Genomic DNA, 20766 nt, shown 5'->3' with positions numbered 1-20766 from the left:
GTCTGAAATGCGAGTAGTTGCCGGAGAATTTGGCGGTCGAAAATTGAAAACTTTAAGTGGTAGTCAAACTAGACCCACGACAGATAAAGTCAAGGGAGCAATTTTTAACATGATTGGCCCATATTTTGATGGAGGAAAAGCACTGGATTTATTTTCAGGCAGTGGTTCGTTAGGAATTGAAGCCGTTTCTCGTGGCATGGAAAAAGCTTATTTGGTTGAAAAAAATGGTAAGGCAATGTCAATTGTTAAAGAAAATGTTGCCATGACTAAAGCTGATTCTGCTTTTAAGCTATTAAAAATGCCAGCTAAATTAGCGTTGGAACAATTCAAGACTGATCAAATTAAATTTGATTTAGTTCTACTAGATCCACCTTATGCGCAACAAGAAATTGAAGAGCAATTAAAATTCTTAGTCACAGAAGGGTTATTAAGTGACAAAGCAACAATTGTTTGCGAAACTGATAAAAATGTTGAATTGGCAGCAGATATACTAAATTTAAAATTTAGAAAACGCCAAGTCTATGGCATTTCTGCAGTGACTATTTATGATTGGGAGGACTAGAATGAAACGAATTGCACTTTTTCCTGGAAGTTTTGACCCATTAACAATGGGGCATTTAGACACAATTGAACGGGGAGCTAAGTTATTTGATGAACTGATTATTGGCGTTTTTGTAAATACTAATAAAAATAGTTTTTTTACTCATGATGAAAAATTAGTCACCGTTAAAGAGTCAGTAGCACATATTGAAAATGTAAAGGTAATTGCGCAAGAAGAAAAATTAACTGTTGATGTGGCAAATCAATTAGGGGCAAAATTTTTATTGCGTGGCGTTCGAAATGTAAAAGACTATGAATATGAAAAAGATATTGCTACAATGAATGCTCATTTAGATAAAAATATTGAAACGGTCATATTGATGGCTTCACCTAAATATAATCATGTGAGTTCTTCTATTTTAAAAGAAATTTGGAAATTTAACGGGGATATTCAAGATTATTTACCAACTGCAGTTTATACTGCTTTAGAAAAGAAGCGTGATCTATTTGAAAAATAAAAAAATGATTAAACGAATTATCGCTGCAGTTATTGCCGTTCTTATTTTAGCCTGCGTCGTTTTTCCGATTCCTTATTATGTCGAGTCACCTGGAGCTACAATTAATCTAAAAGAATTGATTAAGGTGGATAATCAAGCTGATAAACAGGATGGTTCATTTAGTTTGACCTCAGTTGGTGTTAGGAGGGCCACAGTTTTATTAGCAGCGATTGCCCAATTTCGTCCTTTTGAAGAAGTGATTTCTGCCAGAGAATTAACTGGTGGCTCTAGCGACGAGGAATACAATCAAGTACAACAATACTATATGGAATCTTCACAAAATGCTGCAATTCAACAAGCCTTGTCCTTAGCAGGTAAAGAGTACCAGTTAGAATATAAAGGTGTTTATGTTTTAAATATTGAAAAGAGCTCAAATTTTTATGGGAAAATAGCTGTTGGAGATACAATCACTGAAGCGGATGGCCAAACCTTTGAAAATACAGAAGACTTTATGGATTACGTAAAAAGCCAAAAAGTCGGACAAGAAATGACTATCACGTATACGCACGATGGAAAATCTAAAACAGTTAAAGAAAAATTAATTGAGTTACCTAGCGATAAAAAAGCTGGGATTGGTATTACTTTGACAGATCATACTGAGATAACTTCCGATTATGATGTTCAATTCGAAACGGAAAATATCGGTGGTCCATCGGCTGGGTTGATGTTTACTTTAGAAATTTACGAACAAATTTCCGGTGAAAACTTACGAAACGGTCAAAAAATTGCTGGAACTGGCACGATTGATTCAGAGGGAACAGTTGGCCGAATTGGTGGTATAGATAAGAAAGTTGCCAGTGCATCAGCTGATGGTGCAAAAATATTCTTTGCTCCAGATGATAAAATCACTAAGGCAATGAAAAAAGCTGATCCAACGATTAAAACCAATTATCAAGAGGCTAAAGCCGCAGCAAAAAAACTGGGAACAGACATGAAAATTGTTCCAGTTAAGACAGTCAAAGATGCATTAGATTATTTAGCTGAAAATAAATAAAAGAAAGCAAGAATTAATGAGGACATTAATTCTTGCTTTTTTGCGTACCTTTTAAATAAAGGAGGTATTTATTTGAAAAAAATTTGGGAAAAGTATAGTTGGTTCATTTTGGCAGGATTTGGTTTTTTTTCCATTCTTTTTTTAGTTTTGTTTAACTTATTTAAGGAACCAGAAGAATACGCTGAAGTGACCACTTTTTCAAGTTCCGAGCAAAAGACAATCGAAAGTACTGCTAAAGTTAATACAGATTGGTATGTGGATGTAAAAGGTGCAGTAAAAGCACCAGGTATGTACAAAGTAAAAGAGGGTACACGTTTAATGGATGCTGTTGACCAAGCAGGTGGATTTTTGGAAGAGGCTGACCGGAACCAGGTTAATTTTTCTAAACTATTAACTGATCAAGAAGTTATTTTCATTCCAAAAATTGGTGAAACTCCTCCCACAATTCAATCAGGAGAGACAATTATATCAGGTGATTCTTCTTCTGATGAAACTGGAAAAGTAAATATAAATACAGCAGATTCAACAGAGTTACAAACCTTATCAGGCATAGGTGAAAAAAAGGCCCAGGACATTTTAAATTATCGAGAGGAAAATGGCAGTTTTCAAAAATTAGAAGATTTATTAAATGTTTCTGGGATTGGCGAAAAGACGCTTGAAAATTTACGAGATTTTATTACAATTAACTAAAAAAGGAGAAATACTGTGACGACTGAAAGAATACCTTGGGATCAATATTTTATGGCACAAGCTGTATTGTTATCTTTAAGAAGTACCTGCACACGGCTAGAAGTTGGTGCAACAATTGTACGAGATAAAAGAATCATCGCGGGTGGCTATAATGGCTCTGTGTCGGGCGACGTTCATTGTATAGATGAGGACTGTTATGTTGTGGACGGTCATTGTATCCGGACGATTCATGCAGAAATGAACGCCCTACTACAATGTGCAAAATTGGGTATTCCTACCAATGATGCAGAAATTTATGTCACACATTTTCCTTGCTTAGCGTGTACCAAAGCGTTACTACAAGCTGGAATAAAAAAAATTAATTATCTGAAAGATTATCGTAATGATGACTATGCGGTGGACTTAATTAAACAGGTGGGAGCTAGTGCAAATCAAGTCTTTTTAGAAAGTAAATATTTTACCAAATTACAATTAGGAGAAGATGCTGCCACATCTCCTAGTGAATGATCAAAGAATGCCGAAATTATTTATTTCTGCCAATTGCCTGTGGTTTATTAGTCGCGACAAGTTTTTATGAAAAGAAACTTGTCTGGCTGATTTTTAGCTTGCTTTTATTCTTTCGAATTTGCTGCATGAAAAAACTAGGCTTATTTGTCTTGGTTTTCTTATGCAGCTTATTTGCTTGTATTCGAACAACTACATATGTAAATGGGTTGCAAACACCTTTAGCTGAAAAAATTGATGAGGTGGTTATATTAAAAGAAGATACCATCAAAATAAACGGTGATCAGTTACAAGCTATTGTTGAAATGAATAATAAAAAATATCAATTGTATTATCGTTTAAAAGAAGAGTCAGAAAAATTTTTTTGGCAAAAAGCCCATGTTCCTAATCAAATTAAAATAAATGGCAGTCTAAGTGCGTCTGAGCCAAAAAGAAATTTACATGGCTTTGATCAAAAAAAATATCATCAAAGCCAAGGGATTCATGGTGTTATTTCAGTCGATGAATTCGAAGGGATAGGCAGAAAAACTCAATTAGCCAGTTTTAGGTATCAAATTAGGCGAAAATTAGAACAGAATTTACCACAAAATTTAGCGACCTACACGAATGCTTTGATTTTTGGTTTTAGAGATGAAAACTTCAATCAGTTGACAGAAGTGTATCAAGTTAATGGATTGTTACATCTTTTTGCGTTATCTGGGATGCACATCACTATATATTTAGGTAGTTTTCATCTTCTGCTGAAGCGATTAGCCATTTTAAGACGGCCAAGACTAATACTGCTCTCTGTGGCAGGAATTTTCGTGATCATCATGACAGGTGGGAATTTTAGTGTTATTCGCGGTGTCTTAAGTTTTATGATTGCCTTTGTTTGTTTAACTTTTAATTTATCCCTTTCAAAATTAGATCAGTGGAGTTTGATGTGTTTAATTTTAACTTTGTGTTTTCCACTTGTACTTTGGTCAACTGGCGGTCGCTTGAGCATTTTTATGGCATTTCTGTTGCTTTATATTCCTAGTTTTAATTTAAAAGAATGGCAACAAAATTTACTGTTTTCATTCTTAATTATGCCAATTTTAGTGATTGAATTTGGTGAGTGGCCACTTTTAGGAGGTGTACTGACCTTTTTAATGGTCCCAATTTTCAAATGGTTCATTTTGCCTCTCTGTGGCTTTTTAACAATGTTTGGAAGTGTCACTCCAGCATTTATTCTAACAGTCTGTGAGCAGCTCATGACAGGCATTAACTTTATATTGTCCTTAGTAACAATGAAACCATTACAGTTCGGTAAACCTTTCTTCTTTTTAGCTATTTTACTATTGCTAGGTTTAATGCTTTTGGTTCATCAAATAAAATACCGACAAAAATTTATTCTTACTGCTGTAGTTGGCGTTGTGATAATTGCTAGTTTTAGTTTATTTACGCCTGGAATGGTGGCTTTTATTGACGTGGGACAAGGGGATAGTTTATTAATCAAATTGCCTTTTAAAAAAGAAACTTTTTTAATTGATACAGGCGGTCGTCTAAATTTCGAAAAGGAAGAATGGCAAAGATATCAACGAAAAGCTGCTTCGGAATATAATTTATTACCAGTACTAAAGGGAAGTAACATCAAAAAAATTGACCATTTAATATTAACCCACAATGATGCTGATCATTTAGGGGAAGTGAATCATTTATTAACTAAAATAAGAGTCAAAAATATTTATATTGGAACGGGTGCAAAAAAAGGATTTGCTGAAGCAATCGGAAAATTACCTATCCATACTAAATTGCACCAAATTAGAAAAGGCAATACAGTTGGAAAATACTTAAAACTACACATATTGGCACCTGAAAATGGCAAAGGTGAAAACAATGATTCAGTGGTTACTTTTTTTAAAATAAAAAAGAAACGATTTTTAATTACAGGCGATTTGGAAATTGCTGGTGAAGAAAAATTAATGGAAGACTATCCTAAGCTAAAAATAGATGTCTTAAAAATTGGCCATCACGGTAGCAATTCTTCTACGTCACCAGCTTTTTTAGCACAATTAAAAAGTCAAGAAGCGATTATTTCAGTAGGGCAGAATAATCGTTATGGACATCCGACAGGTGAAGTGTTAAAAACTTTGGCTGATTATCAGCAAATAATCTTAAGAACGGATCAACAGGGAATGATTTATTATCAATGGTATCAATTTTCTGATTTAAAACGAAAATGCTTGATAGATTTTCCGGTAAATTAGTGATAGCATAACAGACAGGAGGAGTTTATGAACGTACAACAAGCATTAAAAGAAATCACTAATGATCCCTTAAAACCTGTCTATCTTATTCTTGGAACAGAGGGTTATTTACAACAAGTGATTCGCAACGCTTTTTTCACACGGATGAAAAGGGACAATTTAGAAGAATTAAATTTTATGAATTTCGATAGTAGTGAAGGGAATCTTGCTAGTGTCGTGGCGGAAGCAGAGAGTCTGCCTTTTTTTGGAGATTATCGCTTAGTTTTTGTTGAGAACCCCAGCTTTTTGACTGGTGAAAAGAAAATAGCTGACCAGGAAGCCGCGATTGAGGAAATGATTACTTATTTAAAAAGGCCATTGGAATCAACTGTCCTAGTTTTTTGGGCCAATTATGAAAAATTGGATGCCCGTAAAAAAATAACTAAAGCATTAAAAAAAGCTGCCGAAACAATTGAAGTTGCACCCTTAGCTGAAGCCCCTTTGAAAAGTTATGTGCAACAATATTTAAAAAAAGAGAATGTTACGATCTCAGCCGAGGCTTTTGACTTGTTATTGCGCCTGATTGATTTTGACTTATCAAAAATCATGAATGAACTGGAAAAATTGATTCTAGCAGCTGATCCATCGGTTGGAATTACGATTGCTGAAGTTCGTAATCTTGTGCCTAAAACACTGGAGCATAATGTGTTTGAAATAACAGAGGAATTGTTGAAAGGTAATTCTGGAAAAACGATTCAAATATATCAAGATTTACTCCTTCAAGGAGAAGAAACAATTCGATTAAACGCGATTTTAATCAGTCAAATACGACTATTGCTACAGACCAAGATTTTGATGAAAATAGGCTATCAACAAGCTAACATTGCAGAAACACTGAGTGTCCATCCTTATCGGGTAAAGATGGCAATGCAACAAGTTAAAGGAATTTCTGAGAAATTACTGATTGATTTATTTGATCAACTTGTCGAGAATGATTTCTTAGTCAAGAGTGGGCAAGCCGACAAAGAATTAAGTTTTCAATTATTTGTTTTAAAAACGGCAGAAAAAATAAAATTAGCCAAATAAAAAAACCGATCCTGCGATCGGTTTTTATTATTTCGCTAATTTTTTAGCAAGACGTGATTTGTCACGAGCAGCTTTATTTTTGTGAATCAAACCTTTTGATTCAGCCATATCAATTGCTTTAACAGCAGCTTGGTATAATTCATTTGCGTTATCAGCACCGGCAGCTACAGCTTCTTCGAATTTCTTAACAGCTGTACGCATTGAGCTAGCTTGAGAAGCATTTCTGATATTTGCAGCTTCGTTTGTGCGAACACGTTTAATTGCAGATTCAATGTTTGGCATGGATTTTCACCTCCGATTTCAGATCTTATACGGAAAGTCCGTACAATTCAACATTACTCATTATACATAAAGGCGCAATCCAATGCAATGAATTCGTGACAAGTTTTTTTCCTTAACACAATTATTATTCTAAATGCTGCAATGGACAATCACTGCAATCCATCTGATTGTTTAGCAAGTCTTCTTTTAAAGGAATGAGTAATCGTAACCCATTAAAAATGACTAAAATTGTACTACCTTCGTGCCCAATAACTCCTAAAGGTAAATTTAGAAATTGTAGAAAATTACTAGCGATTAAAATGGCAATAACTAATAAGGAAAATACAATGTTTTGTTTAATAATGCGACGCATCTTTTTAGCAAGACGATGAGCATAACTTAGTTTACTTAAATCATTTTTCATAAGCACCATATCGGATACATCCATCGCAACATCAGTACCTTCGCCCATAGCCACACCAATTGTTGCAGTTGCTAAAGCCGGTGCATCATTTATTCCGTCGCCAACCATAGCATTAACACCATATTTTTCTTTCTCTGTAGTAATTAATTTCGTTTTTTCAGCCGGTAAACAATTGGCTCTGTATTCGTCAATTCCGACTGATTTTGCAACAGTGTGGGCAGCTCCTTCATTATCTCCTGTAAACATAGCTGTATGAACTTGATTATCTTTAAAGTACTGAATGACTTCACTAGCATTTGCTTTAGGTAAGTCTAGTAGTCCTAGTAAAGCAACTACTTCTTCATCTCGTGACAGAAAAATAACTGTCTTTCCTTGAGATCGCCAAGTTTCAGCTAAGTCATCATGAGTTGTTGACATTCCTGTTTTACCTAAAATCCAATGATGTTGTTGGTAAAAACTTTCTAGTCCAAAACCTGCTTTTTCTTCGACGGTTAATTCCAACATATTTTCTTCATGGAAAAACTGAGTAATCGCATTGGCTAAAGGATGACTAGACGCATGCTCCATCGAAAATAAGATTGCTGGAATCAAAGGATCAGCATCGAATACTTTGAAATTTGTTACACGAGGTTTTCCTCTAGTTAAAGTACCAGTTTTATCAAAGGCAATCGCCTTTAACTCTGCTAATTTTTCAAGATCTTTACCAGATTTAAACAAAATACCTTTCTTTGCACCATTTGAAATAGCTGCTAAAGTTGCCGGTGTTGCTGATGCTACCAGAGCGCAAGGGGAGGCGACAACTAATAAAACCATTCCGCGATAAAAGCTTTCATTAAAGGCCCAATTCAAGCCAAAGTGAGTAAAGGCAATAAATAGTGGAACAGCTAACAATACAATCTTGACATAAACATTTTCAATTTTATCGATAAAACTGGCAGTTTCGCCTTTCTCATTTTGCGCATTTTCAACTAGTTTAATGATTTGCGCAAATAAAGTATCTTCCGCACTTTTAGTAACCGTCATTTTGAAAGCATTACCTGTATTAATCGTCCCACCAAAGATATCATCACCAACATTTTTTTCCACTGGGACAGATTCACCTGTGATGCTAGATTCATCAATTGTACTGGCTTGATCTAAAACTATTCCGTCAATTGGGATATTGCTGCCTTTTGGTACAAAGACAGTATCTGCAATTTTTAAATCTTCAACCCCAATTTCTTGATTTGTTCCATCCGCTAAAACTTTTAAAGCAGTTGTTGGACTTAAATTCATTAAAGCAGTGATTTCTTTCGTGCTTTTATTGGTTGCATATTCTTCTAAAGCACCACTCAAACAGAAGATGAAAGTCAACATCGCCCCTTCAAACCAATTACCAATAATACATGCACCGATTGCTGCTAAAGCCATTAATAAATCCACGTTTAATGTTTTGTCTTGGATTAATTCCTTTATGCCTTCGTATGTTTGTTTCCAACCGCCACTAATAATAGCTAAAATAAATAGGAGCGGTGCGTAGGATAAGCTAAAATACATTATCACTCTACCAAAAATCAAGAATCCCAAACAGAAAATTGTTGAGAGAAAAGCTTGTCTTTCTTCTTTACTCATCACAATTCCTCCTTTCATAATCATGATAGCATAGAAAAAAACTAATTGATAATTAAATCGCGTAATTGAGAATGAAAGTGATTATCATTTAGAAAAGAGCAAAATAAAAAGACTCTCGCAAGAGTCTTTTTATAATAATTATAATTACATAGCAATAATCCAATAAGCAATTAAGATAATACCTAAGACAATCCGATACCAGCCAAAAACTGTAAAATCATTTTTCTTAATATAATCCAATAAGAATTTAATGGCAATGATCGAGACAACATACGCGGTAATCATCCCGATTAATAGAATAATTATTTGTTGAGCATCAAACGAATTACCGTTAGCTAGAAATTTAACAATTTTCAATCCACTGGCACCAAACATTACTGGAATTCCCAAGAAGAAAGAAAACTCAGTTGCAACGTAACGAGACGCGCCAATTAAAATAGCTCCTAAAATTGTGGCTCCAGAGCGAGAAGTCCCAGGGATTAAAGACAAGACTTGAAACATACCAACAATAAGAGCCGCTTGATAAGTAAAATCATTTAAAGTTGTCCATCTTGGAGTTTTGGTTTTATTTCTTTTTTCAACAACAATGAAGGCAACACCATAGACAATCAACATAATAGCAACCGGTAAAAATTTATGGAAATGTGCATCTAACCAATCATCTAAAGGTAAGCCGATAATCGCAGCCGGGAAACAAGCGATGATAACTTTTGTCCAAAGAGTCCAAGTATCACGTTTTTCAACTGAGTTTTTCGTACTTGAAAAAGGATTCAGCTTTGCGAAAAAAAGATGAACAACGGCAAGGATTGCACCTAATTGAATCACTACGTTGAACATTTCGGTAAAAGCCGATGACACATTCATCTTAATAAATTCATCAGCTAAAATTAAATGTCCAGTTGAAGAAATTGGTAGCCATTCCGTGATTCCTTCAATAATACCTAAAATAATTGCTTTAATTATATTTGCAACAAACATTAAAAAATCCATCCCTTCAAATTCATAACAATCACTAGTATACCTTTTAGAAAAATATTTGACTATCTTAAAAAGGCTAAGCTTTTTTTAAGAATAAAAAAACTGGGAAGATTTTTTATTCTTCCCAGTCCATAAATATTTATTTTTCTTCGGCCATAATTAAACGACCACGTTCCTGATAAGAGATATCATTAATTGAACGAATTGAAAATTTTCCATCTTCATAACGTAGACGATTGATACTACCATTTTCTAAGTTCGCTCGAACAGGTTGCTTGTCATCAATTAGACTTAACATAAAAGCAATTGTTAATCCATGAGAGACTACTAAGACATTTCCGCCGCCACGTTCTTCACGATACTTCGCCATATCTTCAAAACCTTGCCATACACGATTTTTTAAAACTTCATACGGTTCAGCCCAGTTTGCAGTATCTGCGCCAACAATTGCATTAGCAATCTCTTCAAAAGTGACATCTGTTGAGAATAATTCATCTTCAGTTTTGAAATTCAGAACGCGTGGAAGAACTCCCCACATTTCTGCGTCGTAACCGCCCTCTAAAGAGCCAAAACACCATTCCCGTACACGTGGATCTGTTTTATATGGGATTACATCTTGGTGGGGATGTTCTCTTAAAATTAAGCGAGCTGTTTCAATTGCTCTACCTGAATCACTTGAATAAGCTTCTTCAAACGCTGTATCTCTTAAACCTAAACCAACAGCAGTAATTCCTTCACGACCCGGTTTAGTCAAAGGCGTATCACACCATCCCTGAACTCTTGCTAATGTGTTGAACATTGTCTTTCCGTGACGTACCAAATATAAATTTGTCTCTTTCATTTAAAAACCTCCAAAATAGTTTTAATTATTAAAAAACGGATTTGTATCGATTTCATGACCAATCGTTGTTGCTTCGCCATGGCCTGGATAAGCAGGTAATTCTCGTGGCAAACTAAATAAATTTTCTGTGATACTTGCCAGTAATTGTCCTAAATCACCACTATATAAATCAGTTCTCCCGATACTTCCCTTAAATAAGGCGTCCCCAACAACCACAAAGTCTTCAAAAACAAAACTTAAACTGCCAATCGAATGACCTGGTGTTGCCACAACCGAAAATGTCATTCCGCCTAATTCATAATCCCTTAATTCAAATTCGAATTCCGCTGGTTTGGCATAAATATCCGGCACGAAAGGATTATTTAAAGAGCCATTGTGCTGAGGATTAGTTAACCATTCTTGTTCTAATGGACTCACATAAACTGGTATTTCATATTTTTTTCGAATCAATTCCAAGCCCACAATATGATCATAATGAGTGTGTGTTAGCAAAATTGCCACAGGTTTTCGATTGATTCGCTGAATAGCGTCAATAATTTTTTCCACATCTGATCCTGGATCAATAATTAATAGATTTTCTTTATTATAAATAAAGTAAGTATTTTCTCCCGCAACTTGATTAGTTATTGCTTCAATCTGCATATGATTCCCTCCAAACAATTCCACTATATTATACCTTAAATTTAAAAAAATAGAAAAAGCATTAGTTCAATTGAACTTTTCATTAAAAACTTTCGTTATTAAAGTTAAAGGATATAAGGGGAGGTGAAAGAAATGAAAGAATTAGAAATCTTATCTTTAATTTCAATTGCGATGGTTTTAGATTTATTAACAGGAATAATTAGTGCAAGAATCACTAAATCTATTTCATCAAAAGTCGGAATCAATGGTATTTTGAGAAAAATTGCTAGCTTAATGTTACTTTTATTTTTGTGGCCTGTAGCTAAAATTATTCCCTTTCACGCAGGGCAAGCATTGCTTTATACTTTCTACTTAAGTTTTTTGTGGATGGAGGTTGTATCAATTTTGGAAAACTATCAAAAAATGGGTATTCAGATTGATCAGTTTAAGAAATTACTAGAACAATTAAAGAAGAAATGAACTTGACGAATAAATGAAATTCGCTTATTGTGGCACTTGTGAAAGAGGTGAGTGGATGACAGTTAAAAAGATTGCTGTTCGAAAATTAGTTGAGTTTATAATGCGTACGGGTAGTATTGATGAAGGGAAAAATAGTCAACATACTGCTCAAGAAGGTGCTAAAATTCATCGCTCACTACAAAAGCAGGCTGGTACTGGTTATGAAAAAGAGGTTTGGTTAAAAAAGCAATTGACATTAGCTGATGAAACCATTCAAGTTGAAGGTCGAGCCGATGGAATTATCACCTCAGAAACAGGCATAACAATCGATGAAATAAAAACTTCTGAAACTCCCTTTGAAGATTTAACTGAAGGATTAGTAAATTTATTCTTTTATCAAGGCATGGTTTACGCTTATATATATGCTGAAAGTCAAGAACTGTCAGAAATCAATGTCCAAGTTCGTTATTTTCAAACCATTGAAAAGAAAATAACTACTACTACTAGAAAATATTCTTTCGATGAGCTTGTCAGTTTCTTTTCAGACTTAATGAGTCGCTATGAAGGTTGGTTAGTTTTTGAAACTAATTGGCATCAAATCAGAAATCAATCATTAAAGGAATTGCCTTTTCCTTTTCCACAATATCGTACTGGTCAAAGAGAATTAGCTGCAGCGGTCTATAAAACAATCTATCATCAACAGCAACTATTTGTTGAAGCGCCAACAGGTACAGGCAAGACACTCTCGACTCTTTTTCCCGCTTTTAAAGCGTTGGGAGAAGGCGTCGGAGAAAGAATTTTTTACTTAACTGCCAAGACTATTACACGGACAGTTGCAGAGGAAACAATTGATAAATTAGCGAAAAAAAATGGACGGGTAAAAAGTGTTACATTGACAGCAAAAGATAAAATTTGTTTTTTATCAGAGCGTAACTGTACGCCCGAGCACTGCCCATTTGCCGCTGGATACTATGATCGCGTCAACGATGGATTATGGGATATGTTGCAAGAAGAAGATCAGTTTACGCGACCAGTAATTGAGCAATATGCAAAAAAACATCAATTATGTCCCTTTGAACTATCTTTAGATGTTAGTTTATTTTGTGACGTGGTCATTGGTGATTACAATTATTTATTTGATCCAGTTGTTCATTTGCAACGATTTTTCGAAGAAGAAAACCCAAACAATATTGTACTGGTTGATGAAGCCCATAACTTGGTAAACCGTTCCAAGGAAATGTATTCTGCTGAAATTTCTAGAGAAAAAATCTATACAGTGGGTCAAGCTACAAAAAAATCCTTTAGAAAACTACGTAAAGCATTCAATCAAGTAGACAATGAGTTTGAACTAATTCATAAAGTTCTCGAAGAAAAGAACACAAATTACCATCATCAAAAAGCCGCCGCTGAAAGTTTAGTCAATCGTTTATACTCATTACAAGACCTAATGAAGGAATGGCTCGCTGAGCATCCAGAAGATGATAATCAAGAGAAAATGTTGAATCTATATTTTGATATTTTACGCTTTACACGACTAAGTGAATTTTATGATGATCACTATGAAACTACTGTTGAGAAAAAGCAATATGATTTAATTGTTAAAATCTACTGTATTGATCCGTCTCTATTTTTACAACAATCAATGAATCTTGTCGGAAGTACTGTTTTATTTTCAGCTAGTTTCTCTCCTTTACCATATTATCAGGAAGTGCTATCTGAAAATACGGAAAGCTTAACTTATCGATTGCCAAATCCATTCCCAAATGAAAATAGATTATTATTAGTTCATAACAATATCCAAACAACTTATCAGAAAAGACAACAAAGTTTGCCAGAAGTTGTAAAATCGATCGAGGCATTAGTAAAAGTAAAAAAAGGTAACTATTTGGTCTTTTTCCCGTCATTTCAATATTTAGATGAAGTGGCTGAGGAGTTTAAACGAACATTCCCAGAATATAACTCCTTAATTCAAGCAAGTCAGATGAGCGAATCAGAGCGGGAACAGTTTTTAGCAAACTTTGATGGGAATAATAAAGAGACCCTGGTTGCTTTTGCTGTTTTAGGAGGAATATTTTCAGAAGGAATTGATTTAACTGGTGATAAACTCATCGGCGTTGTTGTTGTTGGAGTAGGATTGCCTCAGATTAACCATGAGCAAAATTTGATAAAAGATTATTTTGATGAGAAAAACAATCAAGGATTTAGTTATGCTTATCAACTACCGGGAATCAATAAAGTTATTCAAGCAGCGGGTCGGGTAATTAGACAAATGAATGACCGTGGAGTTATTTTATTATTAGACCAGCGTTTCAATCAAGCTAGCTACCAAAAGTTATTACCACCAAGCTGGTATGACCGCAAGATTATTCATCGAACAACGGAAATATCTATAGAAGTAGAGAAATTTTGGCAAAAAAAGCTAGCTGATACATCAGCTAGCGATAATTAGTAAATTGCACATCAATTGGTAAATCTAAATCTTTTACTAATGCAATAACTTGTTGCAAGTCATCACGATTTTTGCCGGTTACCCGTAATTGGTCTTCTTGCACTTGAGACTTAACTTTAATCTTACTATTTTTGATGGCTGTATTAATTTTTTTGGCCACATCACGGTCAATGCCACTAATTAAATCAGCTTTTTGTCGAGCCGTACTGCCAAGAGCATGCTCTGATTGACCAAAATGAAGGTTCTTTAAAGGAACACCGCGTTTAATTAATTTGCTAAATAATACATCTTTAATTTGTTCAATCTTGTAATCATCCGGACCGCTAACAACCAGTTGATTTCCTTCTAACTGAATATCAAAATTATCACCCTTGAAGTCAAAACGATTATTCAATTCTTTTAAAGCAATTTGAATCCCGTTTTTGACTTCTTCTTTGTTTACCTCTGAAACAATGTCAAAACTTGCATCTTTCGCCATAATTTCCCTCCTTTTTCTTTAGTTTATCAAAAAACAATAAGAAAGCCATAATCTTTCTCCCATAAGTCTTAAAAAATATTGCTATTTTATTGAATAATAGATTAAATAAATAATGGATAATATACATAGGAGGGATTGTTTTGCAAAAAGTGATTAATTACACCACGAATGATTTGACTAAAAAGGTGGTTGTAATCTTATTAACTGGTTTGTCTGGCGCAGTTGGTTTGAATTATTTTTTGATTCCGGCAAATGTTTTTTCTGCTGGAATGACAGGGATTGCTCAGATTATTGGCGCCTTTTTCCAACAAATATTTGGCGTTTCAGTTGATACAGGGATTTTAATTTTTCTACTGAATGTTCCAGTTTTTATCTTAGGTTTTATTAAGCTTGGAAAATCTGCCATGATTTTGAGTTTCGCAAATGTTATTTCTATGTCGGTTTTTACGACGTTGGTTCCTGTCGGTGAAATTACTCATAACGTACTTATGAATGCGATTACTGGTGGCGTACTACTCGGAGTAGGGGCTGGCTTTTCATTGAAACTTGGCTTTACAACTGGTGGTTTAGATATTGTTTCATTGCTTTTATCAAAAACTACAGGGCGAACCGTTGGGAATTATATGATGGCTTTAAATGGTGTCATCGTAGTAGTTGCCGGTTTCTTCTTTAATTGGGAAAGTGCTTTATATACAATTATTACTATTTTTACTATGAGTACAGTCGTAGATGCTATCCATACTAGCCATCAAAAAATGACTGCTTTCATTTCTACTGCTCATGGCAAAGAAATGCGAATGGCTTTAAGTGAAAATTTGGTACGGGGAATGAGCGCCATGACTGCTAAAGGTGGATTCAGTGACACACCCCTTGATGTAATCATGATTGTTGTGACTCGTTACGAGCTTTACGCTTTAAAACAAATTGTTGCTGAAGTTGATCCAAAATCATTTACAAATATCGTTGCCACCGAATCAGTCGTTGGTAGCTTCTGGAGCCAAGAACAACAAAAACAAGCAAAATCTAATAAGTAAGTGCTAATTGAGAAAGAATTGCTTTAATTCTCATTTACAAAACACTTTATATGAAGTAAAATAATAACGAAACTTCGAAAGGGAGTGGACATAACATGGAAGAAAACAAAGAGTATCGCACAGCTGAAGAAATGGAAGAGATTAAAGAACGAATCTTGACAGCTTTAGAATCTGTCATCGATCCAGAATTAGGTATTGATATTGTGAATCTTGGTTTAATTTATGATGTTGACTTTGCACAAGACGGAAACACCGTAATTAAAATGACTTTAACTACGATGGGTTGTCCGTTGGCAGATATTTTAACAGACTCAATTCAAGCAGCTTTACATGAGATTCCTGAAGTATCTAATGTGGAAGTAAAACTTGTTTGGTATCCAGCCTGGACCACTGACAAAATGTCTCGTTATGCACGAATTGCTCTAGGAATTCGTTAATATTTTTATTAAAAAAAAGCAACTCTCACTCAAAGAAATATGGGTGAGAGTTTTTTTGTATCAAAATTTAACCAATCAAAATTTAACCAATCAAAATTTGTTTAGATCAAAAAAAGCTGAAAGTTAGATTAAAGAAAGTAGTTTCCTGGTGCGGTCTGCGGCTCTTTGATTAAGTTTGGTTAGTTCACTGGCAATTTCAGGGTCTGAACTGTTTTGTAAAGATAATAGTCGATAAATAAGTTTTAAATCTTGTTGTCTGACTTTAGGGAAATGCTGCAGCAAAGCTTGATTTAAATCAGCATTCATTTGATTAATACCAATTAAATCGTTTTTTTGAATAGTGTAGTTTGTTAAGAAATGATGCAGCCTTTGGGTAGAAGATAGTTGCTCAGTATTAAAGCCTTGTGCCCAAGCGAAAGTCAACAAAATAAAAGTATCAAGATCATCTAATTGTTCAGTAAAACTGAGCTGACTCATTTTAAGCAAGTCATTTTTAACTGTTTCAACTGCGACTTTATCGTGGGTTTTTAATTTTACAAAAAAAGCAGTAAAGTTTTCACTCTCAAGCAAATTCAGGGTTAAAGCTTTGTACCAATTGTAGTAATGAGAGTGGGAATATTTGTAAATTTTATGGTTTTTTTCAAAAGTAAGCTCTTTTTCAGTCATATTAATTCCTCCATTTTTCTAAGTATACTTTGAATAGTCAAAAAGTTAAATTCTTTGTGCTAAAAAAAACTTCGGTTATACTGAAATGAAATCAGAAGTGAGAGGATTATTATAAATGAATGAATTGATACAAACGTTTAGCGAACGAAAAGGGGAACTACTAAGCGCGATTTTTGAACACTTGGCAATATCATTAAGTGCCTTGATGATTGCTATTATTATCGCAATTCCATTGGCAATTTTATTAAGTCAACATAAAAAAATTGCAGAAGTAGCATTACAAATTACCAGTATTTTACAGACGATTCCGTCATTAGCTTTGTTGGGATTATTGATTCCTTTTGTAGGAATAGGAACTGTTCCAGCATTGATTGCTCTGGTGGTTTATGCTCTATTACCAATTTTTCAAAATACTTATATTGGCTTGTCAGAAATTGATCCTTCCTTAGAAGAAGCAGCGGATGCTTTTGGAATGAGTCGTATGCGAAAATTATTTAAGGTAGAATTACCGATTGCTATGCCAGTTATCATTTCTGGTATTCGTACTGCTTTGGTTTTAATTATTGGAACAGCAACACTGGCAGCGTTAATCGGGGCTGGTGGTTTAGGGACATTTATTTTGCTTGGAATTGACCGTAACGATCCAACACTAACTTTGATTGGTGCAGTGAGCGCTGCTTTATTAGCGATTATCTTTAGCGGACTGATCCGTTTCTTACAAAACCGTTCAATGAAAACCAGCTTGATTACATTTGTGATTCTTATTTTGGGGATTGGTGGTATTTTTGTTGCTCAAAATACCGGTAGCAGTCAAGAAACCATCACAATTGCTGGGAAACTTGGCTCAGAACCAGATATTTTAATTAACATGTATAAAGATGTGATTGAAGATAATGATTCAGATGTAAATGTCGAATTGAAGACTAACTTTGGCAAGACTAGTTTTTTATTCAGTGCATTAGAAAATAATCAAATCGATATTTATCCTGAATTTACTGGTACCGTCTTGGAAAGTTTGGTTAAAGTACCAGAAAATAGTCCAACTGACTTAGATGAAAATGGCACGTATCAAGAAGCCAATAAATTGTTGCAGAACCAATTTAAGATGGAATTATTAAAACCGATGGCTTATCAAAATACTTATGCTTTAGCGATGCGTAAATCTCAAGCAGATGAATTAGGAATTAAAACAATTTCTGATTTGAGAAATTATGAAGGTACTTTAAAAGCAGGTTTTACCTTAGAGTTTATCGATCGGCAAGATGGTTATCGAGGGATTCAAGAAAAATACAATGTAAACTTTAACTCAGTGCAAAGCATGGAACCGGCCTTACGTTATCAAGCAATTAATAATGGTGATGTTGATATAGTTGATGCTTATTCAACCGATAGTGAGATTAAACAATATGATTTGGTTCCTTTAGAGGATGACCAACATTTATTCCCTTATTATCAAGGAGCTGCATTATTGAAAGAAAGCTTTGCCAAAGATCATCCTGAAGTTGTTAAAGCCTTGAATAAGTTAGCAGGAAAAATTACTGAAGATCAGATGGTGGATATGAACTATCAAGTGAATGTTGAGAAAAAAGATCCAGCAGATGTCGCTCATGACTTTTTAGTTAAAGAAAAAATCATTAAGGGGGACAAGTAGATGGAAACAATGATTGAATTTAAAGATGTTAGCAAACAGTTTGATGAGGGAAAAGTCTTAAATGATATTAATTTGAAAATCAATCAAGGAGAAATATTTGTTTTAGTCGGCCCTTCTGGTAGCGGAAAAACCACTTCGTTAAAAATGATTAATGGTTTGGTTGAACCAACCGATGGTGATGTATATTTCAAAAACAAGCGAATTAAAGAATATAACATTCAAAAACTACGTTTTCAAATTGGTTATGTTTTACAACAAATTGCGTTATTTCCAACTATGACTGTAAAAGAAAATATCGAAGTAATTCCTGAAATGCTAGGCTGGACCAAGGATGCCCGTAGTCGCAGAGTCAACGAGTTAATGTCTGAGGTAGATTTAGATCCAGAGACTTATCGTGATCGTATGCCAGCAGAATTATCTGGTGGACAAGGTCAGCGAATTGGGATTATTCGCGCCTTGGCGGCTGAACCAGACTTGATTTTAATGGATGAACCATTCAGTGCCCTAGATCCGATTTCTAGAAATAGTTTACAGGATTTGGTCTTGGAATTGCATGAAAAGCTGAATAACACGATTGTCTTTGTGACCCACAATATGAAGGAAGCCATGAAGTTAGGTGATCGTATCGCTGTGATGAGAGATGGAAAAGTGATTCAATGCGCGACACCTGAAGAAATTCAAAATAACCCAGCCGATGAGTTTGTTTTAGAATTTTTTGACGAAACTCAAGATGAAAATAATGTAAAAACATTAGCAGACTTGGTAAGTACTGATAATTATGAACAAACAACTGTACCAGAAAATCAAACCATTTATTCATTAGATACGACTCTTAATGAAGCTTACGAAGTTTTAGCGAAACAAGACTTGCTTTTTATTCGCTTAAAAACCGGTTCTTTTGGTAAAATTACTAGACAATCAATGTTTTGCTATTTAAGTCGGGAGGATAAAAAATGAAATATGATGCAATAGTTATCGGTAGCGGTCCAGCAGGTGGTGCAGCAGCCTATGGTCTTCAGGAAAGTGGTAAGAAAGTTGCTGTCATTGAATCAGAATTATGGGGCGGGACTTGTCCTAACTATGGTTGCGACCCAAAAAAAATCTTAATGAGCGCTGTTGAAGCAAAATATAAAGTAAAAAATCTAATCGAAAAAGGTTTAGAAACAGTTCCAACAATTAATTGGGAAGATCTAATGCAACACAAAAAAGACTATACAGACTTTGTTCCCAAAAACACAGTAGCTGGTTTTGCTGATGCTGGCATTGATTATTTTGAGGGTCAGGCAGAGTTTTCTGGACCTCATGAATTAATGGTCGGTGGAGAGATCTTAACAGCTGAACAATTTTTAATAGCTACCGGACAACGTTCTCGTTTGCTTTCAGTAGAAGGACAAGATTATTTGCAATCAAGTCGTGACTTTCTAGAAATGAGTCATTTACCAGAGAAAATGGTTTTCCTAGGTGCTGGTTACATTGCGATTGAATTAGCAACAATTGCGAATGCAGCTGGTAGTGAAGTTCATATCATTCATCACAATGATCAACCGTTAAAAGAATTTGATCCTGATTTAGTCGCTGATTTAGTACAACATTTGACTGAAGAAGGCATTCAGTTTCATTTTAATGTTGATATTAAGAAAATCGAAAGTATCAATCCACATTTCAAATTATCGGGCGAAGATTTTGAGATGGTCACTGATGTAGTTTTTGGTGCAACTGGTCGAATTCCGAATATCGAAGCGTTAAACTTAGATAAAATTGGTTTACAATATACAAAACAAGGAATAGTTGTGAATCAATATTTACAAACGAATCTTCCTCATATTTATGCGGTTGGTGACGTCATTGCCAAAAAACAACCTAAATTAACACCAGTTTCTGGTTTTGAAGCAAATTATGCTGTATCTGCCATGAATGGCAATCAAAAACCAATTAACTATCCTTTGATTCCAACCATTGTATTCGGTGATAAACGCTTGGCAACAATTGGTTTAAGTCAAAAAGAGTTAATGGATAATGCTAATGAATACCATAGCCAAACAATTGATTTAAGTGACTGGTACACTTATCGCCGAATAAATGAAAAGGGTGCGAAAGCAAAGGTTGTTTATGATTCCTCTGATAAGATTGTAAAAATCAGTCTATTGTCGTCTTTGGCAGATGAAGTTATCAATGATCTTTATTTTGTGCTAGAAAATAAAATTTCTAAAGAAGAAGTTAGTAATTTTATTTTTGGCTATCCCACACCAGCATCGGATTTAGAATATCTTATTTAAAA

Annotated in this window: 21 protein-coding genes; 14 read left to right on the top strand and 7 right to left on the bottom strand. The window is 34.6% G+C overall.

Translation table 11 applies throughout. The features are described from left to right. Positions 1-7 precede the first annotated feature (7 nt). The 7 genes from rsmD (at position 8) to holA (ending at position 6578) form a co-directional block, all read left to right on the top strand. On the top strand, positions 8-562 hold the full coding sequence (gene rsmD / locus KUA55_RS06235; protein ID WP_218325454.1) for a 16S rRNA (guanine(966)-N(2))-methyltransferase RsmD: 555 nt from the start codon (positions 8-10) through the stop codon (positions 560-562). 1 nt (position 563) lies between these two features. Next, a complete protein-coding gene (coaD, locus tag KUA55_RS06230) occupies positions 564-1058 on the top strand; it encodes a pantetheine-phosphate adenylyltransferase (protein ID WP_218325318.1) in 495 nt (164 codons plus the stop codon). Next, positions 1048-2091 carry a SepM family pheromone-processing serine protease gene (locus KUA55_RS06225; RefSeq protein ID WP_218325317.1) on the top strand — a complete coding sequence of 348 codons (1044 nt, stop codon included), beginning with the start codon at positions 1048-1050 and terminating at the stop codon, positions 2089-2091. Before coaD ends, KUA55_RS06225 begins: the two co-directional genes overlap by 11 nt. 72 nt (positions 2092-2163) lie before the next feature. Further along, positions 2164-2781 (top strand): helix-hairpin-helix domain-containing protein, encoded by a 618-nt coding sequence (locus tag KUA55_RS06220; protein WP_246601406.1) that lies wholly within the window; start codon positions 2164-2166, stop codon positions 2779-2781. Positions 2782-2796: 15 nt separating this feature from the next. Next, positions 2797-3288 carry a ComE operon protein 2 gene (locus tag KUA55_RS06215; RefSeq protein ID WP_218325316.1) on the top strand — a complete coding sequence of 164 codons (492 nt, stop codon included), beginning with the start codon at positions 2797-2799 and terminating at the stop codon, positions 3286-3288. Next, positions 3285-5513 (top strand): DNA internalization-related competence protein ComEC/Rec2, encoded by a 2229-nt coding sequence (locus KUA55_RS06210; RefSeq protein WP_281419009.1) that lies wholly within the window; start codon positions 3285-3287, stop codon positions 5511-5513. Before KUA55_RS06215 ends, KUA55_RS06210 begins: the two co-directional genes overlap by 4 nt. Positions 5514-5540: 27 nt before the next feature. Further along, positions 5541-6578, top strand: coding sequence for a DNA polymerase III subunit delta (holA, locus tag KUA55_RS06205; protein WP_218325314.1), 1038 nt, complete (start codon positions 5541-5543; stop codon positions 6576-6578). Positions 6579-6605: 27 nt separating this feature from the next. Here the strand turns inward: holA and rpsT are convergent, their stop codons facing one another. The 5 genes from rpsT to KUA55_RS06180 form a co-directional block, all read right to left on the bottom strand. Further along, positions 6606-6860 carry a 30S ribosomal protein S20 gene (rpsT, locus tag KUA55_RS06200; RefSeq protein WP_218325313.1) on the bottom strand — a complete coding sequence of 85 codons (255 nt, stop codon included), beginning with the start codon at positions 6858-6860 and terminating at the stop codon, positions 6606-6608. Between the two features lie 124 nt (positions 6861-6984). After that, a complete protein-coding gene (locus KUA55_RS06195; RefSeq protein WP_218325312.1) occupies positions 6985-8874 on the bottom strand; it encodes a heavy metal translocating P-type ATPase in 1890 nt (629 codons plus the stop codon). Positions 8875-9018: 144 nt separating this feature from the next. After that, entirely contained in the window at positions 9019-9852 is an 834-nt protein-coding gene (locus KUA55_RS06190) for an undecaprenyl-diphosphate phosphatase (RefSeq protein ID WP_218325311.1), read from the bottom strand. A gap of 139 nt (positions 9853-9991) precedes the next feature. After that, entirely contained in the window at positions 9992-10693 is a 702-nt protein-coding gene (locus KUA55_RS06185) for a histidine phosphatase family protein (RefSeq protein WP_218325310.1), read from the bottom strand. 21 nt (positions 10694-10714) lie between these two features. After that, the gene (locus KUA55_RS06180; protein ID WP_218325309.1) at positions 10715-11335 is read right to left on the bottom strand and encodes an MBL fold metallo-hydrolase; all 621 of its coding nucleotides are present in this window, start codon (positions 11333-11335) and stop codon (positions 10715-10717) included. 132 nt (positions 11336-11467) lie between these two features. Here KUA55_RS06180 and KUA55_RS06175 point away from each other — a divergent pair, with 132 nt between their 5' ends. Continuing rightward, positions 11468-11794 carry a phage holin family protein gene (locus tag KUA55_RS06175; RefSeq protein ID WP_218325308.1) on the top strand — a complete coding sequence of 109 codons (327 nt, stop codon included), beginning with the start codon at positions 11468-11470 and terminating at the stop codon, positions 11792-11794. Positions 11795-11849: 55 nt separating this feature from the next. After that, a complete protein-coding gene (locus KUA55_RS06170; RefSeq protein ID WP_218325307.1) occupies positions 11850-14222 on the top strand; it encodes an ATP-dependent DNA helicase in 2373 nt (790 codons plus the stop codon). Here the strand turns inward: KUA55_RS06170 and KUA55_RS06165 are convergent. Continuing rightward, positions 14209-14700: a YajQ family cyclic di-GMP-binding protein gene (locus KUA55_RS06165; protein ID WP_218325306.1), complete on the bottom strand. Its 492-nt coding sequence runs from the start codon at positions 14698-14700 to the stop codon at positions 14209-14211. The two genes, KUA55_RS06170 and KUA55_RS06165, sit on opposite strands and share 14 nt — an antisense overlap. A 140-nt stretch (positions 14701-14840) precedes the next feature. Between KUA55_RS06165 and KUA55_RS06160 the strand changes: the two genes are divergently transcribed. Continuing rightward, the gene (locus KUA55_RS06160) at positions 14841-15734 is read left to right on the top strand and encodes a YitT family protein (protein ID WP_218325305.1); all 894 of its coding nucleotides are present in this window, start codon (positions 14841-14843) and stop codon (positions 15732-15734) included. A 95-nt stretch (positions 15735-15829) separates the two neighbouring features. Continuing rightward, on the top strand, positions 15830-16171 hold the full coding sequence (locus KUA55_RS06155; protein ID WP_218325304.1) for a metal-sulfur cluster assembly factor: 342 nt from the start codon (positions 15830-15832) through the stop codon (positions 16169-16171). A gap of 123 nt (positions 16172-16294) precedes the next feature. On the opposite strand, the gene KUA55_RS06150 is transcribed toward KUA55_RS06155, so the two are convergent. Next, positions 16295-16837, bottom strand: a complete 543-nt coding sequence (locus tag KUA55_RS06150; protein ID WP_218325303.1) for a hypothetical protein — start codon at positions 16835-16837, stop codon at positions 16295-16297. Positions 16838-16952: 115 nt separating this feature from the next. Here KUA55_RS06150 and KUA55_RS06145 point away from each other — a divergent pair, with 115 nt between their 5' ends. The 3 genes from KUA55_RS06145 to KUA55_RS06135 are packed head-to-tail and all read left to right on the top strand — an operon-like array spanning position 16953 to position 20764. Continuing rightward, a complete protein-coding gene (locus KUA55_RS06145; RefSeq protein WP_218325302.1) occupies positions 16953-18488 on the top strand; it encodes an ABC transporter permease/substrate-binding protein in 1536 nt (511 codons plus the stop codon). Beyond that, on the top strand, positions 18489-19445 hold the full coding sequence (locus KUA55_RS06140; protein ID WP_218325301.1) for an ABC transporter ATP-binding protein: 957 nt from the start codon (positions 18489-18491) through the stop codon (positions 19443-19445). Then, complete coding sequence (locus KUA55_RS06135) at positions 19442-20764, top strand: dihydrolipoyl dehydrogenase family protein (RefSeq protein ID WP_218325300.1); 1323 nt, start codon at positions 19442-19444, stop codon at positions 20762-20764. Before KUA55_RS06140 ends, KUA55_RS06135 begins: the two co-directional genes overlap by 4 nt. Positions 20765-20766: the final 2 nt, after the last annotated feature.

Origin of the sequence: Enterococcus alishanensis (genome assembly GCF_019218635.1) — a bacterium.
In the GTDB taxonomy this organism is placed as follows: Bacteria; Bacillota; Bacilli; order Lactobacillales; family Enterococcaceae; genus Enterococcus_A; species Enterococcus_A alishanensis.
Note: the sequence above shows the minus strand (reverse complement) of the source record. Positions and strands in the feature narration are given on the sequence as shown.

Excerpts from the sequence above, each read along its gene's own strand:
- KUA55_RS06165 (WP_218325306.1), bottom strand. The coding sequence starts at position 14,700 with ATGGCGAAAGATGCAAGTTTTGACATTGTTTCAGAGGTAAACAAAGAA.
- KUA55_RS06180 (WP_218325309.1), bottom strand. The coding sequence starts at position 11,335 with ATGCAGATTGAAGCAATAACTAATCAAGTTGCGGGAGAAAATACTTAC.
- KUA55_RS06145 (WP_218325302.1), top strand. The coding sequence starts at position 16,953 with ATGAATGAATTGATACAAACGTTTAGCGAACGAAAAGGGGAACTACTA.
- KUA55_RS06185 (WP_218325310.1), bottom strand. The coding sequence starts at position 10,693 with ATGAAAGAGACAAATTTATATTTGGTACGTCACGGAAAGACAATGTTC.
- KUA55_RS06140 (WP_218325301.1), top strand. The coding sequence starts at position 18,489 with ATGGAAACAATGATTGAATTTAAAGATGTTAGCAAACAGTTTGATGAG.
- holA (WP_218325314.1), top strand. The coding sequence starts at position 5,541 with ATGAACGTACAACAAGCATTAAAAGAAATCACTAATGATCCCTTAAAA.
- coaD (WP_218325318.1), top strand. The coding sequence starts at position 564 with ATGAAACGAATTGCACTTTTTCCTGGAAGTTTTGACCCATTAACAATG.
- rpsT (WP_218325313.1), bottom strand. The coding sequence starts at position 6,860 with ATGCCAAACATTGAATCTGCAATTAAACGTGTTCGCACAAACGAAGCT.
- rsmD (WP_218325454.1), top strand. The coding sequence starts at position 8 with ATGCGAGTAGTTGCCGGAGAATTTGGCGGTCGAAAATTGAAAACTTTA.
- KUA55_RS06175 (WP_218325308.1), top strand. The coding sequence starts at position 11,468 with ATGAAAGAATTAGAAATCTTATCTTTAATTTCAATTGCGATGGTTTTA.
- KUA55_RS06210 (WP_281419009.1), top strand. The coding sequence starts at position 3,285 with ATGATCAAAGAATGCCGAAATTATTTATTTCTGCCAATTGCCTGTGGT.
- KUA55_RS06170 (WP_218325307.1), top strand. The coding sequence starts at position 11,850 with ATGACAGTTAAAAAGATTGCTGTTCGAAAATTAGTTGAGTTTATAATG.
- KUA55_RS06190 (WP_218325311.1), bottom strand. The coding sequence starts at position 9,852 with ATGTTTGTTGCAAATATAATTAAAGCAATTATTTTAGGTATTATTGAA.
- KUA55_RS06135 (WP_218325300.1), top strand. The coding sequence starts at position 19,442 with ATGAAATATGATGCAATAGTTATCGGTAGCGGTCCAGCAGGTGGTGCA.
- KUA55_RS06195 (WP_218325312.1), bottom strand. The coding sequence starts at position 8,874 with ATGAGTAAAGAAGAAAGACAAGCTTTTCTCTCAACAATTTTCTGTTTG.
- KUA55_RS06150 (WP_218325303.1), bottom strand. The coding sequence starts at position 16,837 with ATGACTGAAAAAGAGCTTACTTTTGAAAAAAACCATAAAATTTACAAA.
- KUA55_RS06155 (WP_218325304.1), top strand. The coding sequence starts at position 15,830 with ATGGAAGAAAACAAAGAGTATCGCACAGCTGAAGAAATGGAAGAGATT.